General features: G+C 31.7%; 18 protein-coding genes. 6 read left to right on the top strand and 12 right to left on the bottom strand.

Annotated elements, in window-relative coordinates; all coding sequences use genetic code 11:
• Position 1: 1 nt before the first annotated feature.
• The gene (locus ACZ446_RS05295) at positions 2–2158 is read right to left on the bottom strand and encodes a heavy metal translocating P-type ATPase (protein WP_464394077.1); all 2157 of its coding nucleotides are present in this window, start codon (positions 2156–2158) and stop codon (positions 2–4) included.
• A 173-nt stretch (positions 2159–2331) separates the two neighbouring features.
• Complete coding sequence (locus ACZ446_RS05290) at positions 2332–3444, bottom strand: peptidoglycan DD-metalloendopeptidase family protein (protein ID WP_464394076.1); 1113 nt, start codon at positions 3442–3444, stop codon at positions 2332–2334.
• A 241-nt stretch (positions 3445–3685) separates the two neighbouring features.
• Here ACZ446_RS05290 and ACZ446_RS05285 point away from each other — a divergent pair, with 241 nt between their 5' ends.
• From ACZ446_RS05285 to ACZ446_RS05275, 3 genes are all read left to right on the top strand, one after another.
• Positions 3686–3925 (top strand): glutaredoxin family protein, encoded by a 240-nt coding sequence (locus tag ACZ446_RS05285; RefSeq protein WP_464394075.1) that lies wholly within the window; start codon positions 3686–3688, stop codon positions 3923–3925.
• A 191-nt stretch (positions 3926–4116) separates the two neighbouring features.
• Positions 4117–4596 carry a hypothetical protein gene (locus ACZ446_RS05280; protein ID WP_464394074.1) on the top strand — a complete coding sequence of 160 codons (480 nt, stop codon included), beginning with the start codon at positions 4117–4119 and terminating at the stop codon, positions 4594–4596.
• Positions 4596–5120, top strand: a complete 525-nt coding sequence (locus ACZ446_RS05275; protein ID WP_464394073.1) for a permease — start codon at positions 4596–4598, stop codon at positions 5118–5120. The genes ACZ446_RS05280 and ACZ446_RS05275 overlap by 1 nt, the downstream gene beginning before the upstream one ends.
• Positions 5121–5207: 87 nt before the next feature.
• On the opposite strand, the gene rpiA is transcribed toward ACZ446_RS05275, so the two are convergent.
• Entirely contained in the window at positions 5208–5879 is a 672-nt protein-coding gene (gene rpiA, locus ACZ446_RS05270; protein ID WP_464394072.1) for a ribose-5-phosphate isomerase RpiA, read from the bottom strand.
• Positions 5880–6049: 170 nt separating this feature from the next.
• Complete coding sequence (locus ACZ446_RS05265; protein ID WP_464394071.1) at positions 6050–7708, bottom strand: FMN-binding protein; 1659 nt, start codon at positions 7706–7708, stop codon at positions 6050–6052.
• 296 nt (positions 7709–8004) lie between these two features.
• On the opposite strand from ACZ446_RS05265, the gene ACZ446_RS05260 reads away from it, so the two are divergent.
• The gene (locus ACZ446_RS05260; RefSeq protein ID WP_464394070.1) at positions 8005–8598 is read left to right on the top strand and encodes a zinc dependent phospholipase C family protein; all 594 of its coding nucleotides are present in this window, start codon (positions 8005–8007) and stop codon (positions 8596–8598) included.
• Positions 8599–8659: 61 nt separating this feature from the next.
• On the opposite strand, the gene ACZ446_RS05255 is transcribed toward ACZ446_RS05260, so the two are convergent.
• The 5 genes from ACZ446_RS05255 to ACZ446_RS05235 all read right to left on the bottom strand — a co-directional run bounded on the left by ACZ446_RS05255 (position 8660) and on the right by ACZ446_RS05235 (position 12773).
• Positions 8660–9154 carry an FxsA family protein gene (locus ACZ446_RS05255; protein ID WP_464394069.1) on the bottom strand — a complete coding sequence of 165 codons (495 nt, stop codon included), beginning with the start codon at positions 9152–9154 and terminating at the stop codon, positions 8660–8662.
• Between the two features lie 41 nt (positions 9155–9195).
• Positions 9196–9873, bottom strand: coding sequence for an HDIG domain-containing metalloprotein (locus tag ACZ446_RS05250; RefSeq protein WP_464394068.1), 678 nt, complete (start codon positions 9871–9873; stop codon positions 9196–9198).
• 108 nt (positions 9874–9981) lie between these two features.
• Positions 9982–10779: a TIGR00266 family protein gene (locus ACZ446_RS05245; RefSeq protein ID WP_464394067.1), complete on the bottom strand. Its 798-nt coding sequence runs from the start codon at positions 10777–10779 to the stop codon at positions 9982–9984.
• Positions 10780–10826: 47 nt separating this feature from the next.
• On the bottom strand, positions 10827–11120 hold the full coding sequence (locus ACZ446_RS05240) for a hypothetical protein (RefSeq protein ID WP_464394066.1): 294 nt from the start codon (positions 11118–11120) through the stop codon (positions 10827–10829).
• A gap of 177 nt (positions 11121–11297) precedes the next feature.
• Complete coding sequence (locus ACZ446_RS05235; protein WP_464394065.1) at positions 11298–12773, bottom strand: 4Fe-4S binding protein; 1476 nt, start codon at positions 12771–12773, stop codon at positions 11298–11300.
• Between the two features lie 192 nt (positions 12774–12965).
• Here ACZ446_RS05235 and ACZ446_RS05230 point away from each other — a divergent pair, with 192 nt between their 5' ends.
• Positions 12966–14552, top strand: coding sequence for a flagellar hook-length control protein FliK (locus ACZ446_RS05230; RefSeq protein WP_464394064.1), 1587 nt, complete (start codon positions 12966–12968; stop codon positions 14550–14552).
• 21 nt (positions 14553–14573) lie between these two features.
• A complete protein-coding gene (locus ACZ446_RS05225; protein WP_464394063.1) occupies positions 14574–14867 on the top strand; it encodes an EscU/YscU/HrcU family type III secretion system export apparatus switch protein in 294 nt (97 codons plus the stop codon).
• Positions 14868–14953: 86 nt separating this feature from the next.
• On the opposite strand, the gene ACZ446_RS05220 is transcribed toward ACZ446_RS05225, so the two are convergent.
• The 3 genes from ACZ446_RS05220 to ACZ446_RS05210 all read right to left on the bottom strand — a co-directional run bounded on the left by ACZ446_RS05220 (position 14954) and on the right by ACZ446_RS05210 (position 17389).
• Complete coding sequence (locus ACZ446_RS05220) at positions 14954–16162, bottom strand: YeeE/YedE family protein (RefSeq protein WP_464394062.1); 1209 nt, start codon at positions 16160–16162, stop codon at positions 14954–14956.
• Positions 16163–16235: 73 nt separating this feature from the next.
• A complete protein-coding gene (locus tag ACZ446_RS05215) occupies positions 16236–16784 on the bottom strand; it encodes a hypothetical protein (RefSeq protein WP_464394061.1) in 549 nt (182 codons plus the stop codon).
• 149 nt (positions 16785–16933) lie between these two features.
• A complete protein-coding gene (locus ACZ446_RS05210; protein ID WP_464394060.1) occupies positions 16934–17389 on the bottom strand; it encodes a chemotaxis protein CheX in 456 nt (151 codons plus the stop codon).
• Between the last annotated feature and the right edge of the window lie 4 nt (positions 17390–17393).

Genomic DNA, 17393 nt, shown 5'->3' with positions numbered 1-17393 from the left:
ATTAAATATCTTTAGTTCTTAAAATTCTCATTACATTAAACACAGCCATTAAAGCAACTCCTACATCTGCAAAAACTGCTGCCCACATTGAAGCCAAACCAAAAATACTTAAAATCATAACTGCAGCTTTAATAGAGAGGGCCATTATTATATTTTGCCAGACTAAACGCTTTGTCCTGGCGGCAATGTTTAAGGCAGTAACTATTTTAGACGGCTCATCGGTCATTAAAACAACATCTGCTGCCTCAATTGCTGCATCTGAACCAAGCCCTCCCATTGCAATACCCAGATCAGATCGGGCCAGCACAGGTGCATCATTAATCCCATCACCAACAAAAGCCAATTTTTTTGAACTATTTAAAAGTTCTTCTACCTTAGCAACTTTCTGATCCGGTAATAATTCTGCATAAAAATTATCCAAACCAAGTTTGGCAGCAACTTCGGCCGCAGTTTCCTTGTTATCACCTGTTAACATCGCTAGATTATTTATACCAAATTCTTTAAGTGCTGCAAATGCAGATTCTGCATCATTTTTTAGTTGGTCAGAAATAACAATTGAAGCTAAAAACTCACCATTTTTTGCTAAATAAACTGCAGTTCCCGTACTTTTAACTTTTTGGAAGTTAATATTATTTTTCTGCATAAGTCTTTCATTTCCTGCTAAAATTTGATTATTATCAAGTACAGCTTTAATTCCTGCTCCAGAAATCTCCTCGTAATCACTTTCGGTAGAATGTTTCTGATAGCTATCAGCAGCAGCAACAATAGACTGTGCTATTGGATGATTTGAAAACTGCTCTACCTCTGCAGCCATCTCTAGAATTTCCTGACGACTGTGATCAGATTCAATATTGACCTCAGTTACTTTAAAATCACCTTCTGTTATTGTTCCAGTTTTGTCGAATACTATGGTATCCAGTTCATTTAGAGCCTCTAGATAATTCCCACCTTTAACTAAAATCCCATTTTTTGAGGCAAGGCCAATTCCTCCAAAAAAACCAAGAGGAATAGAAACAACAAGAGCACAGGGACAGGAAACTACTAAGAAAATTAGAGAGCGATAAAACCACTGACTAAAAGCGGCCCCAGTAAATAAGGGAGGCAGTACAGCAACTAAAACTGCTGTTAAAACTACAAATGGTGTATAATAACGAGCAAACTTACTGATAAACTGCTCAGTTGGAGCTTTTTTGGAGCTAGCATTTTCAACCAGTTCTAATATTTTTTTAACAGTGGAATCATTATATTTTTTAGTAACTCGAACTGTTATTAATTTATTTAAATTTATCATCCCACTTAAAACCTGATCACCTTCTCCTACATCTTTAGGTAGTGATTCCCCTGTCAGAGCTGAAGTTTCGAGGGCTGTTTCTCCACTAACTACTTCTCCATCAACAGGAATTTTTTCACCTGCTTTAACAGCAATTAAATCACCAACATTTAGCTCTTCAGGTTTTACTTCAATAATTTTTTCATCTTTAATTAAGTTTGCAGATTCAGCCTTAATATCCATCAAATCTTTAATTGAACGACGGGAATTATTAACAGCCCTTTCCTGAAATAACTCTCCCACCATATAAAAAAGCATAACTGCTACAGCTTCTGGATATTCCTGTATTCCAAAAGCACCAATAGTAGCAATGACCATTAAAAAGTTTTCATCAAAAATCTGTCCATCTCCAATATTAAAGACAGCAGATTTAAGAACTGGATAACCAATTAAAAAATATGCTGTTATGTAGGCAGGTAAAGCCAGACTGCTGAAGACTGTATTTTCAAAACTATTTAAATGAGAAAAGCTAAGAGCAGCGATAAAAAATAGAGTGCCAATGAAAATATTTTTCTTTCCCCAGAGATAAGACTTAAGTGAATCTGTATCACTTAGAGTTTCAGTTTTAGGTTCAGATTTATCCCTAACCCTCACTCCTGGTTCAATTCTATCTGAAATTTTTTGTAATTCTTCCTGGATTTTTTCTAATCTTGATTCTTCAGCCGCTACCTTTAAAGTAGAGGTTGCAAAATTTAATTCAACCTTTTCCATTCCATCAAGTTTTTTAATCTGATCCTCGATTTTAACTGCACAGTTAGAACAGTTTAAACCTTCAAGTTCAAATTCTTTTTCATTTTTCTCTATCTTGCTTTCAACTGTATCCTGCATTTTTTCCACCTCAGTTTTTATTTATTATATATGAACAATTATTCAAACGTTTCATGGTTTAATTATAGAATATATATTGAGGTGTGTCAAGATTATAAAAGTTAATTTAATTTAAAAAATCCCCACTAAACTAATAGTGAGGACTTTGTCAAATATATTTATATTTAATTATATTATTTATTGATATAGTTTAAAGGATTTTCTGGGCGCCCGTTGACCTGGACTTCAAAATGAAGATGCGGTCCAGTTGAATTACCTGTATTACCAGAACGAGATATTACTTCTCCTCTGCCAACTGACTCTCCACTTCTAACCAATAGTTTAGAATTATGAGCATAAAGTGTTCTTAAACCTTTTTGATGTTCAATAATAACTACATAACCATAACCACTTGCCCAGCCGCTGTAAACAACTCTACCTGAGCTTACCGCTCTAATTGGACTGCCCATTGGAGCTGCAAAGTCAATACCTTCATGAACTCTACCCCAGCGAGGTCCATAATATGAGGTAATACGAGTGTTGATAGGATACATAAACTTTTGGTCTAATCTGTCCTGATAGCTAAACTCGGGCTTAGCTCCTCGCAAAATCAAATTTTGATCGATCTTTAAATTTGATGGATTCTTGATATTATTATCTTTCATAATCGTTTCTGATTTTATATTAAATTTACCTGCTATACTGGCAACACTTTCTCCAGGTGAAACCCGATAAACAATACCTTTTATCGGTAAGATTTTAAATTCCTGTCCCGGTTTAATGCTGTTCATATTACTAATATTATTAGCACCAATCAGTGAATCAATATTCAACCCATGCTGATGTGCAATATCCCAAAGTGTTTCTCCACTTCTGACAGTATGTACTTTGACCTGCTGGATCAGTGGTCTTTTTTCAACCTGCTCAAATGTTTTTTCAGGATTTTCTTTTTGCCGGTCATTATTCTGGTTTTCTCGAGGATTTTCAATTTCCAAATTGCGGTCTAAACTAAGATCATTATCAACGTTCAAAGAATTAGAATTACCGTCTTTTATCTCAACCTGACTTTCCATAGTACTTTTTTCTTTCTGCCCAGTAGTATTGTTGATTTTATTAAAGTCTCTATCTTTAGCTGTATTTGAATTTCTTGCCTTCTGATCATTATTAATATTTTGTTTTTTTACTGAACCAGACTGATAATTTGACTGAAATGTTCTTCCACCTACATTCATCGAATTACTGTAAGCTGAAAAAGTAAGCAGTATAAAAATGATTAAAAAACCAGTTAACCGTTCTCTTCTTCTCAATTTCGTCTCCACCTTTTTGGCATTTATAATTAAATTATTAAAAATGTTATCCACTTAACATTATAACAGAAATTAGCCTCTAATTAAAGACTATAAGAACAAAATTTGAGGAATTTCGACTATATTTCAAGAATTTTTTATAAATTTAATATAAATTTGGTTTTGAACAAGGAATCAGCAGCTTAAGATAGAATTATTAAACTAAGGAAAGATATTACATATAATTTGAAAGGATGATAAAATGCCTGATTTAGTTTTGTATTACTATCCAACCTGTCCTTACTGTAGAAAGGTTACAAGATTCATTGATAAACATAACTTAGAAGAAATTGAATTAAAAAATATTAATCAGGATGAAGAAGCAGAAGCTGAATTAATAGAAACTGGAGGTAAAAGGCAGGTACCCTGTTTATTTATTGATGGTGAGCCATTATATGAATCAAATGACATTGTAAACTGGCTCAAGAGCAATCTTGTTTAATTTCAATTTATCGTATAATAGACTTTCAATCAAAGCCGCTTTTTAAGAGCGGCTTATATTTATTTTTTTTGGATATTCTGTGAGCTAACGCATAGAAAGTATAGCTTGCTGCAGTTATACTTAAATAAAATTACTTATAAAATCATGAAAAGGGGGAAATTGTTTTTAATTTAAATTGAAAACAAGAATCTATGATTTATTTTTTTACAGCTGCTTTAACAGCAGTATTATTTATGATCGACAAAGAAAAAACAATTAAAGGACTAAAACTTGGTCTGAAAAAGATAAGAAAAAACTCACCTGTATTTTTAAATATGATAATTTTAGTAGCTCTGTCATTATATTTTGTTTCTGATGAACTTATTTTAAGATTTTTAGGTGATGGTAGTGGAGCAATCGGGGTGGCACTTGCTGGAGGATTAGGTTCAATTGCTTTTATGCCTGGTTTTGTTGCTTTTCCCTTAGCCGGTATTTTATTAGAAAAAGGCGTGAGTTATACTGTGATAGCAGCTTTTACAACTACCTTAATGATGGTTGGAATAATAACTTATCCGGTTGAAAAAGATTTTTTTGGAATTAAAATAACAGTCATCAGAAATATTATTTCTTTAATCATGGCAGTTATAGTATCGATTGCAATTGGACTTTTTTATGGGGAGCTGTTTGTTTAATGAAAAAATATTTAAAAGATTATTGGCTGTTTATTATCTTCAGTATTTTATTGACTGTCGGTTTTGCCCTGGATTTAAATATTGCTCAGGGAGTTTTTAATAATTTTTATTCTTTCTTTTTAACAATGGTAAAATTTGTTCCAGCGGTTTTTATCTTGATCGGTCTCTTTGATATTTGGGTAGATAAGGAACTGATAGAAAAACATCTAGGAGAGGATTCCGGTTTTTTAGCCTATTTTTGGGTTATTGTTTTGGCAAGTACAACTGTTGGTGGTTTATATGTAGCCTTCCCGATAGCTGCTGCCTTATATAAAAAGGGAGCAAGTCCCAGAATCATTTTCAGTTATATTGGTACCGCAGCCATCTGCAGAATTCCAATGACTCTTTTTGAAGCAAGTTATGTCGGGGTTTCTTTTACTGCAATTCGCTGGCTAATTTCTATACCTCTGGTTATTATCACCAGTATTTTAATGGAAAAAATGATTGAAGAAAAAGACTTAGCTAAAATTTCAGATGCTATTTAATAACTTTTCAATTTCTTAAGGGAGCCTCAGCTTAAATGCCGGCTCCCTTTTCTGCTGCTTATACTTTCTAATTAAAATAATTATAAGTTATTCTTTATCTAAAACTTCAATATGGCCATCATTATAACCAACTATCACTATTTCAGCCATTTCAGCAAAAATTCCGTTTTCTACTACCCCGGGAAGTTTATTTAATTCTACAGAAATTTTTAAAGGATCTTCAATTTTGCCAAAGTCACAGTCTAAAATATAATTTCCATTGTCTGTTACAAAAATTTCTCCGTCTTTTTTTCTTATTTCACTGCTGCAGCTAAATTTCTCAACCATCCGCTGAGTATACTGCCAGCTAAAAGGAGTGACCTCTACAGGTAAAGGAAATGCACCCAGGTTTTCAACCAGTTTTGACTCATCAACTACAATAATCAGTTTATCAGTAGCAGAGGCAACTATTTTTTCTCTAAGCAGAGCTCCTCCCCCACCTTTAATTAGATTAAAATCTGGATCAACTTCATCAGCACCATCAATAGTTAAATCCAAGCCTTCTACATCTGCCAGCTCTACCAGCTCTATTCCTTCTTCTGCAGCTAATTCAGCAGTTTCTTTCGAAGTTGGTACAGCTTTTATTTTAAGACCATTACGAACTAACTCTCCTACTTTTTTAATCGCATAATAAGCTGTTGAACCTGTTCCTAAACCTACTATCATCCCATCTTCAATATATTCTGCTGCTTTTTCACCTGTTAATTTTTTTGCCTTCATTAAAATATCTCTCCCTCTAAATTATATTTTAAAATATAAATTACTTTTATTTTATACCTACTTCCAAATTAAATCTTATCAAAAGTTAATTGTATATTCAACTATCAAAGCATTAAAAAACGGCCAGTATTAACTGACCGCTTAAAGTATTTTTGAGTTTAACAATTATCTTATTTGATATCTAAATTTAACTCAACTCTATTTTCATATGACTCTTTAATAGCTTCGATGAAATAACCATGAGCATCGCTTAAACTCATTGTTGCTCCTGAAGTTACATCAGCCAGCATTTCCTGCTCATCTGCATTTAATTTTTCATAGTTTTCACTGCCTGGTTTGATCGGTCTACCATTTTGATCGGTATAGTTATTAAACCATGCTTCAACCTCTTCGACAGTCATCCCTACAAACAATTCTTCGTAGGTGTCCATCTGATCAGCCCAGGTTCCTAAGGCACTCATTACATAATTTTCACCGCGTTCACGTTTAGTCTTCCAGTCGTCAATTTCTGAAAGAAAGTATTCGTTTGTATCAGGTGTTTTACCTTCTATTTCCTGATCATGGTCTTCGTCAAAATTATAGCCTCCCTGGCCTGGAAAACCGCTCAAATGAGGCATTGCTTTACCATCATAATTAGGTGTGGCTACCTCTAACTCATCGATAAAAATTGATACAATCTCTCCGTCCGCATTGAATAAAGTATTAACAAATACATTATTAAAGCTGTAGACCTGAGTTCCTGTATTATCTTTACCAGGTCCTATACGGCCATTATGATCCAACCCAAAGCCAAAGGAAGCAGCTTCTTCCGCTTTTTCTACTGCAAAACGATTCTCATAAGCTTTTTTAATAGCTTCGATGAAATAACCATGAGCATCGCTTAAACTCATTGTTGCTCCTGAAGTTACATCAGCCAGCATTTCCTGTTCATCTGCATTTAATTTTTCATAGTTTTCACTGTCTGGCTTGAGCGGTCTACCTCTTTCATCAGTATAGTTATTAAACCATTCCTCAACCTCTTCGACAGTCATCCCTACAAACAATTCTTCGTAGGTGTCCATCTGATCAGCCCAGGTTCCTAAGGCACTCATTACATAATTTTCACCGCGTTCACGTTTAGTCTTCCAGTCATCAATTTCTGAAAGAAAGTATTCGTTTGTATCAGGTGTTTTACCTTCTATTTCCTGATCATGGTCTTCGTCAAAATTATAGCCTCCCTGGCCTGGAAAACCGCTCAAATGAGGCATTGCTTTACCATCATAATTAGGTGTGGCTACCTCTAACTCATCGACATGCATAAAAACAATTCTTCCTGCTTCATCGAATAATACATTAGCATATACTTCATTAAAACTATAAACTTGAGTTCCAGTATTATCCTTACCGGGTCCTATCCGGCCATTATTTATTAAGCCGAATCCCTGGTATAATTCTGAAGCTTCCATATTTTCTTTATCTACTTCCTCTTCTTTAAAATCTGGAGCCGGATATTCTTCTGGATTTAAGGCATTATTTACTGCATATACAACTGCTTCACTCGTATATGTTGCACCCGAAATTAAATCAACATCTGTTGAATTGGCCTCTACTATCTTTTGAGGTATTTCTTCTAAAGCAGGAGTTCCAATCCCTTTAGTTTCTTTGTCACCAAAAGCTTCAACAGAAACTATTTTATCATCTTCTACCTTAACTTCAACAGTAACTTTACCGCCAAAACCGTTAGCACTTCCTTTTAAAACCTCTGTTTTGGCAGCTGCTGTAAAACTTAAAGTTACTGCCACAGATAGAACTAATAAAATACTGATAAGACGAGATACTTTTTTCTTCATAATTTTGCCTCCTCATGGATTTAATTAATGTGAAATAAATAACATTATTTGTTAATATTATAACATAGTTTTCCTAAATGTCAAATATTGAGAAACTTATTTTTAGTAAATACTTTACTTATTCTCAGCTTTATTTTTAATATAATTAAAAATAGATTAATTATTTATATGAAGTTTAATGGTAAAAAAATCCATTTGCTAATTGGTTTTCATTGTGATAAACTTGTAATATCGTAATGTTTAGAAATGAGACAAATTACCGGGAGGTATTTAAACTGGATACTAGAACACACAAAATGTTGGCTTATAAAATTCACGATCATTTTGCTAAAAATGATATCTGGCTTTCAAAAATGGCACTGGCCTGGGGAAGCATGAAACCTGATTTCATTGAAGGAGATATAAGTCATTTTAAAGACGAAACAATGGAAAATTTTTATGAACAATTTGCTGACTTAAAGAAAATGAATCCTGATCAGAATCCATATAGATTTGCAGTTAAATTAGGAGAGTTATTCCACTATATTGCAGATTATTTTTGTAGGGCACATAATGATCCAGATCTTGACCCGGGAACTTTATGGGAAAAGACAGTTCATATCTTTCATGAATGGAAATTGAATCAGGTCGCTCAAAATCTTCATCCAGATTTTTTCAAAAAGGAACTGGAAGAGAAATTTGTTTACAGAAATGATTTAGAAACTTTTATTGAAAAAGAACATGAAGAATTTTTGAAGCAAAAATACAGTTTTAAAAATGATATTGAATCAGCTTTTAGAATTTGTGTTTTAATGACAAATAAATTGGTATATGAAATGCAGCTTGAAGAAAATTATGCTTTTGCTCATGTATTCAATTTAAGACATCGTCTGCTCTATCAAAATGCATAAATTAAATAAAATTATTAAGGAGCCAGTTTAAACTGGCTCCTTTTTTGGTAGCTATTGATTTTTATTCTTCTTCTACTTTTTCAGCTTCTACATCAATAAAATCTTCTTTATAATCTTCATCACTATTAGTTCTTTGACTATTGTTTCGATGCTGATTAAACTGACTTCCATAATGTACTTCCACTTTATTTGCTTTAACATACTTGAGGAAGTATTTTTTTACAACTGATCCAATTAAATCTCTTGAACCAGGTAAAATCAAAAGAAAACCTGTTATATCTGTTAAAAAACCCGGAGTTAGAAGTGTAACCCCACCAATTAAAATTAATAAAGCACTTATTAAATCATCTGTTGGCATTTTACCAGCATTAAGCGTGCTTCTGATGTTATTTACCACCTGATAGCCCTGTCTTTTAGCAATACTAACTCCAGCAGCTCCGGTAAAAACAATAACCATTACAGTTGTAAAAACACCAATAAATTGGCTGATTTCCAGTAAAAAATATAACTCAATTAATGGAACCAAAATAAAGATCAATAAAAATTTATAAAACATAATTACCTTCCTCAATTTAGAATAATCTTAAATTATATAACTTAATCTTCTTGATAATTAACATGTCCTAAAAGCTCTAAATCATTAATCAGCAGTCTGAAACGACAGCCTAAATATTTAGATGCCTCTTTGCACATCTCCATTCTAGATAAATAAATTTCGAAATAATCCATTACCTGACTGATTGAAGAATCATAATCAATACTCAAAGTTATGGTTTCGTCTTCTGCATCAACAGCAATTGTTGAATCCATGATCGCTAGATTAACCCGGTCATGAATAAATGTAGAATCTTTTTTGTTAACTCTAGTTCTGTGAGCATCACTTTTATCAGCCAAAATTAAAGCGGCTGTAATCGGACTTACAGCTTTACCAATATCAACATCATGATTTGCAATTGCTGTTGTAATTTTAGTTATATCTGCTAAAGGCACATCCATTCGCCGCAGCTCTGTATAAACAATATTAGCTCCTGATATACCATGGTGTTTTCTATTAAACATATTACCGACATCATGCAAATAACCAGCAATTGCACCAAGTTCTACTGTTTTTTTATCAAATCCCAAATTTCTTAAGATTCTTTCTGTAGTTTCAGATACATAGTTAACGTGTCTAAATCCATGCTCTGTATATCCTTTTTCTGAAAGATAATGGTTTGCTTCCTTGATCATATGCTGAAAATCAGGATTTGCTTTTATTTGTTTTAAAGTTAACATAATATTACCTCCCTTATCTATTTTTAAATAATTTTATATTTTATAGGTATTAATATATATTATCTAATATCCAGGGAGGTATTGCAAGTTAAGGAGATTACAATTCTATTAAAAATTATCTCCATCAAGTATATTTCCTATCTGGCCTAAAACAGATCCTTCTCCTTTTTGTTTACCAGAAATCCTAGGAGCGTTTTTAATAATTCTGTCAGCTAATCTTGAAAATGGTAGACTCTGCAGGTAAACAGTACCCTTACCCTTTAGCGTTGCTAAAAACAGACCTTCTCCACCAAAGAACATTGACTTTAAATTTCCTGCTCTTTCGATATCATAATCTATTCCTGCAGTAAATCCAACTAAACAGCCTGTATCAACTTTTAGCTGCTCATTATTTAATTCTTTTTTGACTACAGTTCCTCCAGCATGGACAAAAGCTCTACCATCTCCGCTTAATTTTTGGAGTATAAAACCTTCACCACCAAATAAACCACTACCAAATCTTTTATTAAAAGTGATATCTATCTTTGTTCCTAAAGCAGCACATAAAAAAGCGTCTTTTTGACAGGTGAATTGATTTTGAGGTAAGTCAGCAAGTTCAAGGTCAACTATTTTACCGGGATATGGAGCTGCAAAAGCAATTTTCTTTTTAGAATAACTGGTATTAGTAAAATGAGTCATAAATATTGATTCACCGGTAATTACCCGCTTGCCGGCTCCAAATACTTTCCCTAAAAGAGATTGATTCAGTTCACTCCCGTCTCCCATTTTAGTTTCAAATGCGATTCCATTATCCATCCAGTTCATTGCACCTGCCTCAGCAACTACAGTTTCTTCGGGATCTAGTTCTACCTCTACTACCTGCATATCATCACCAATAATCTCGTAGTCTATTTCGTGGCTCTGCATTTTTACCCCCTCTTTCTTTTTTGGTTAATATCTTTTATTGAATTAATTTACTGAACTAAATCTGAAATTTCCGCAGGAGTAACCAAACGGTCATCATAAGAAATAATCAATTCTTCTTCTGTAAACTCTACCTCATCAACTATCCCGGTATAAGCCTTAACTCGATCAATTAACTCTTCTGCCTGGCAGTTCATATCTTCTAAACTAATTCTATATTCAACAGTGTATTTTCGACTGTGATTTTCTTTTTCGGCAATCATTTCTTCTATTTGAGCTTCGCTTAAATCACTGCTGCCGCAATCATTAGAACCACAGCCGCAGTTTCCACAGTGTTCTGACATTTATTCTACCTCCTTCAATAAATTATTTTTCTAAATCTATTATAACACAGTTTTTTTAAAATTTAATTAAAAATTGAAAAAACACCCCTATTTGTAATTAATAGGGGTGTTTTAATCAACTAATATTTGTCTTAAAGCAGCTTAATCTGAATTAGAAAGTTATTTTTAGCTCAGTTTCTATGTTGATTCTGCATAGAGATTATTTTGATCAAAATTCTTTTCATCTAATAATTTACGAGCTGCAGCTTCCATTGGTCCTGGACCACACATGTAAATTTTATAATCATCTAGATCATATTTATCCATAACATCTGTTACAAATCCTTTTTCACCTTCCCAATTATCATCAAAGGCTACTACTGGAATAAATTCGAACTTATCAGATTCAGCTTCCATTTTTTCAAAAAAGTCTCTATATAAAAACTGATCTTCTTCATTTACTCCATAAACGAGTTTAGCATTTTTAATTTTATTCTCATTCTTAACAACAGACTCTACTATTGGGATAAATGGGGTTATTCCAATACCTCCACCTACTAGCATTACATTTTCTACTTCAGTATCTATAACCAGCTCATGACCCATTGGACCTTTAAGTTCAATCTCCTGACCTTCTCTAAATTCTGAGAAAATAAGGCTGCTTCCATATCCATCAGCCACTTTCATCACGGTTATTTTAATTAAACTTCCCTGATCTTCTATTCCTGCAATTGAGTAAGCTCTATACATCTGATGCTTTTCAGATACTTTGACCAGAATAAACTGACCAGCTTCTACATCTATCCGGTCTGGATTCTGCAGTCTAAATGAAAATTCTTTTATATTTGCTGAAAGTACGTCGATGTTCTCAATTACCGCTGAAATTTCATCTTTTTTATAATAATCTAATTCGCCTTCATCCCAGATACTAAAATCAGAAGCTGCATCATTTTTAATTTCTAGAATTCCTGCAGGACAGTTTTCCACACAGGTATTACAGCGAATACATTTTTCATTGTCTAATTGACCATTTTCATTCCATTCTAAATATGGCTCCAGCTGCATGGGGCAGACCCTGGCACACATTCCACATTCATGGCATAAATCTGTGGATTCAATTGTTACCTTTTCATCAGTTTTTTGATTTACTCCTAAAGCTTTTCCGGCTTTATAACTGGCCTGCTGAATTGTTCCCATCGGACAAAACTGGCACCAGGTTCTGGGTGAATAAAAAATTGAGGTAATACCTCCTAAAACTGTAACCATTAAATAACTCGCTACAAAAATAAACCCTAGCTTATCTAAAAATGGAGCCTGACCATAAATACCGATGACTCTGATCAATTTTCTACCAACTTGAAATGAGAAAAATGCTAAAAAAGCAATTCTTAAAAAATTTGATTTAAAAAATTTGGGTATTTCTCTATTTTTACTGAAGTTAAGCATCACTGCATCAAATAAACTACCGTGGGGACAGATATTACCACACCAGTATCTCCCCTTAAAAAAAGATGTTAATGATAAACCAGCCATCACTGGTAAAACAGTTAGACCTAATTTAGGAAACCATAAACCACCAACAGCAACTGTCAGGGTGAAAATCCAGGCATATTTTCTAAGTAAGGTAAACGTTCGATTTGTTTGAATGTAATATAGTGACTCAATATTTTCCATTTAAATTCCTCCTATTTAATATTGTAATATCTAAATAATACAATATAATAATTATAAACAAATGTCAATAACATCAATTAAAATAATTTTAATTTTTTTATTCAAAAATATTAATCTAAACAAATTAAAGGATTTTAATCAATTTTATAGAATTCAATGAATACATAGATAATATTTGAGGGAGTTGAAACTATGGATTTGAATGGATTAGCACCAATCAGAAAACTTGATATTGGTATTTTGAGGCAGACTTTAAACACTGACAATGTAAATACAGATGACAGTAAAGTTAATGATAAAGCTATTGAGCATCTTCCAGAAATATTTCGTCTACTTGCCTCTTTAGAAGATGATACTCAAAAAATGCTTTTAGACAGTTGGGCTAAACTAGAGATGCCTTTAAATGAAAAAACTGTAAATCAACTTTTAGAATATCTTGCTAATAAACCCGCATCAAATGCTGAAGATAAAATGGCTGTTATCAAGGCATTTGCATTTTTAAAAAGTAATGGTCTCCCCTACTCCGAAAAATTTATAGATGCACTGCGCTCTATTTTTAATAATAATGGTACTTTAGCTTCTAATCTTGAACAATATATTAGTTCAAATAGTTCTCTTAATAAAGAACAGCTTGCTAATCTTTTGGAAAATCTAAATTTAAACCAAATTAAAGAATCTATTTTGAATTTAAATGAACTTACCGAAAAATCTCAAGTATCTTTAGATAAAGAAGCTGCGGCTTCAACTCAAAATACTAATTTTCAAAATACTGAAGCACTTCAAAATAGCAGAGCTTTTATTGAAAATAACAATAATCAATTAAGTCCTGATTTATTGAATAGTTTTAATAATTTAGACCAGGAAACTAAAACTATAATCTTAAATAATTTAGATACTCTGGCTAAAAATTTTAATGTTGATACCATAAAAATTATAAATAATTTTATGGCTGAAAATAATATTGAATCTACTTTAGATAAAATAGCTTTGTTAAAGTCATTTGCTTTTTTAGAAAATAATCAGCTTCCCTTAAATGAGAGTTTAATTACCGAAATGAAAATGACTTTTCAAAACTCAAATATTGAAGAAACACTAAATAATATTGATAATAAAAGCCTTTTATTTGAAAATCTGATTGAAAGTAAAACTTCAATTATTAACCAAAATGAATCTACTTTAGATTTAAATACTGAACCAGCTAAAATTGCAGCAAAATTAAATGACTTCACTAAAATTTCTGACCAAATAGTTTCACTTTTTAATAAAAGTGGTGGAGAAAATGAAGATAAAATAGCAGATAATTTTTTAGGTCAAAAAATAATTAACTTACAGCAGCAGGAACAGATCAACCCTTTAATGCTGGCACTGGAAATTCCAGTAAAATTAAAAGAAAATAAACTCTCTTCTCTGATGTTAAAAATAGAAAAAGAAACTGCAAAAAAAGGCAGCTCAGAGAAAAATAAAGATGGCTATAATATAACCTTTATTTTGGAATTCGAAAATATTGGGCCTATTAAAAGTGACATTAATATTAATAATAAAAATATTAATACCAGCTTTTACACCGAAAGTTATGAAACAGCTAAACTAATTAAAGATAATATTTCTAAACTTCAGTCAGTTTTATATAATGAAGGTTTTGAAATTAATAAAGTTCGTATTGATAATTTTGATAATTTTGAAGAAGAAGGGAGTCAATTTTTTAACAAAATTATGCTTCCAGAATTAAATAACAGAGATTCAGAAGGCAAATATAGACATATTGATATAAAAATATAAAAATGAAATGAGGATAGTATTATGACATCAGAGGATAAAAAAAGTTCTGAGAAACAAAAACTAAAAAAAACAGTTGCTCTAAAATATGATCATAATAAAGACACTGCTCCAAAAGTGATTGCCAGTGGTAAAGGTAGTCTTGCAGAAAAAATATTAAAAAAGGCTAAAAAAGAAAATATCCCTATCAAAGAAGATAAGGATATTGTTCAAGTCTTGGCAGAATTAAATGTAGGTGATGAAATTCCGGAAGAACTTTATACAGTTATTGCTGAGATTCTTTCTTTCTTTTATGAACTAGAAGATTTAAAATCTTAACCTTAATTATAAATGATCTCTTAATCTAAAATTTTAACAATAAATATAAATTTTGCAGTAAAAACACTAAAATTCGAAATATTTTATCAGCTAAAAGTTAATTTCCTTAAAAGCTTAGTTCCCAGGTAAATACCTAAGATAACAAATGGTAAATAGAGCCACCCATTTAATGCTAAAGATGAAACCGCACTATAAAAACCACCAATATTACAGCCTGAAGCAACTCTCGAACCATATCCCATTAGAAAACCACCTACAACTGCTAAAATAAATTGTTTTTTATTTCTCATTTTTTTAAATTTAAAGTGTCCTGTTAAGAGAATACTTATTAAAGCTCCCAATATTATACCTAAATTAGACCAAAAAATAAAATCAGAAAATGGAGCAATTATTTCAAAATCTATATTTTGAAAGCTAATACCTAAAATTGATAAAAACCAAAAAATTAAATTCATAAAACCAGTGCTAATTCTCCAATATTGACCGGTTGAATAAAAATAAATTATATTCGCAGCTGCAATAATTACTGCACCAATCCAGTAAGGCCAAATATTGAAGCTTAGATATTTAAGCGGATGTAAAACAATATTTTTTATTTTTGTAAATAAAATCTTTAATTTTTCTTTTTTAAAATTAGCATTAAATTTATTTAAAAATCCCTCTAATGAATTATCTTCTTTAATAATTAATAACAAATAAATAACAGCTAAAATAAAAAGCTGTAATAACACTGCACTGCTCCAGCTAAAAAATTCTGCTAGATGAAATGATTGATCTGCAAAAGTCATATTTCCCCAGAAGTTTTGATCAAGCCCTCCTCTAAGTGAGCCCAGAAGAAAGCCTATAAAAACAAAATGCTGCATCTGGTAGCCTTCACCTAAGCGAAAAAGTGTTCCAGAAGCACAGCCACCACTTACTGAAGCTCCAAGACCAAAAATAAAAGCTCCAATTGGAATATAAAAACCAGGAATTAAAATTTTTCCACCTATTGGAAGACCTGATTCAAACCTTAAAAATTGGATTATTCCAAAACCAATAGTTGTTATCATTAATGATAAAACTAAAGCTCTACTTAATTTAGTCATCCCAAAAAACATTGGATCTCTAAATGCTGCTGTAAAGCATATTTTTGATTTCTGCATAGCAAAACCTATAGTTAAACCTAAGAGAAGACTATAAGCTAAGACATTATCTGATTTCATTAAAAAAACAAATAAAATAAAAACTAAAACAGAAACTATTAAAGCTATTTTTTGCTGTTTATTTTTTCGCTCTTTATACAGTTCATTATTCAAATTGAATCGCTTCCCCTAATTTTTATTTTTAAAAAGCAGTTTAAATATTAATAAAGTTAAAATTCATATTAACTTATTCTAAAGCGATATCGGCCTGATACCACTTTATAAAGTCTTCAACAAATTCTGATGGGAGTAGTTCTAAATAAATAATTAGTTCATTATCAGGGTTTACAGTTTTTATGTCATCTGAATTTCCTTCATCATATTTTATAACAAATTTTCTTCCAGGTAATTCATAGAGTTTATCATCGATATCTTCAAGTTTTCTAAAATGAGGTATTTCAACATCTTCCCCTCTTAAGTATCTGAAAATAATTCTATCTATATCTTTTCTATTTACAACTTTTGTTTTTAAATGATCATTACCTTTAACTACTATTGTTCTATTTGTTAAAATTATTTCTTTATCCCAAACCTTATAGCTGCTAATAATAACCGGCAGTGTATCAAAAGTAAATAAAAGCAAAGCTGAAATGTAGATTAGATAAATTAAGAGTTTCTGATAAAATCCTATTCCTGGGTAAAAAAATTGCAATAAAAGACCTGCCATTAAAACTCCAATTGGTGTATAAAGTTTCTCTAAAAATTTATATTTGTTATATTGATAAGTATCTTCCATAATTGCTGCCTCCATCTCAATAAATTATTAAAAAATAGATCTTATTTATTTTAATTCTGTTATTATTTATTATTCTAGAGATAGAATTATAATCCTGCTTGATAAAACAAAAAGCTCCAAAAGGAGCTTTTCTTTTAATTTATCGAAATTTATTTTATTGCAAAGCTAACATCAAAATCGCCAAGATCTGTGTTAAAATTAACCATAAGTACTGAATCAGCTTCAGAGGTAATATTGATTTCTTTTCCTGTTACAATTTGAGGTGGAACAATATCACATTCGAGATCCTGTTCTGATAAACCAACTGTAGCTTTACCACTAATTATATTACCCAACTCTCCCATAGCAGAAGTCACAAATTTGTCTAGTGTATCCATTTCCATACCAGACATTGCTTCCACTACTTTTAGTGCCATTTCTTCAGAAAAACTATAGACAATTGATCCTTTTATATCTCCAGTCATTCCAATAATAACGTTTGCTTCCTTATCAGTTATTAGCTCTTCCTGAAAAGACATCTTTCCTTTTTCAGGCTTAAGAGATAACATTGTCTCAAAAACTGAATCAGTTGCTGCAATTATTGGATTTAAGTATTTAACATCCATTAAT

The organism is Halanaerobium sehlinense, assembly GCF_055379485.1.
This window is presented reverse-complemented; position numbering and strand designations above follow the sequence as displayed.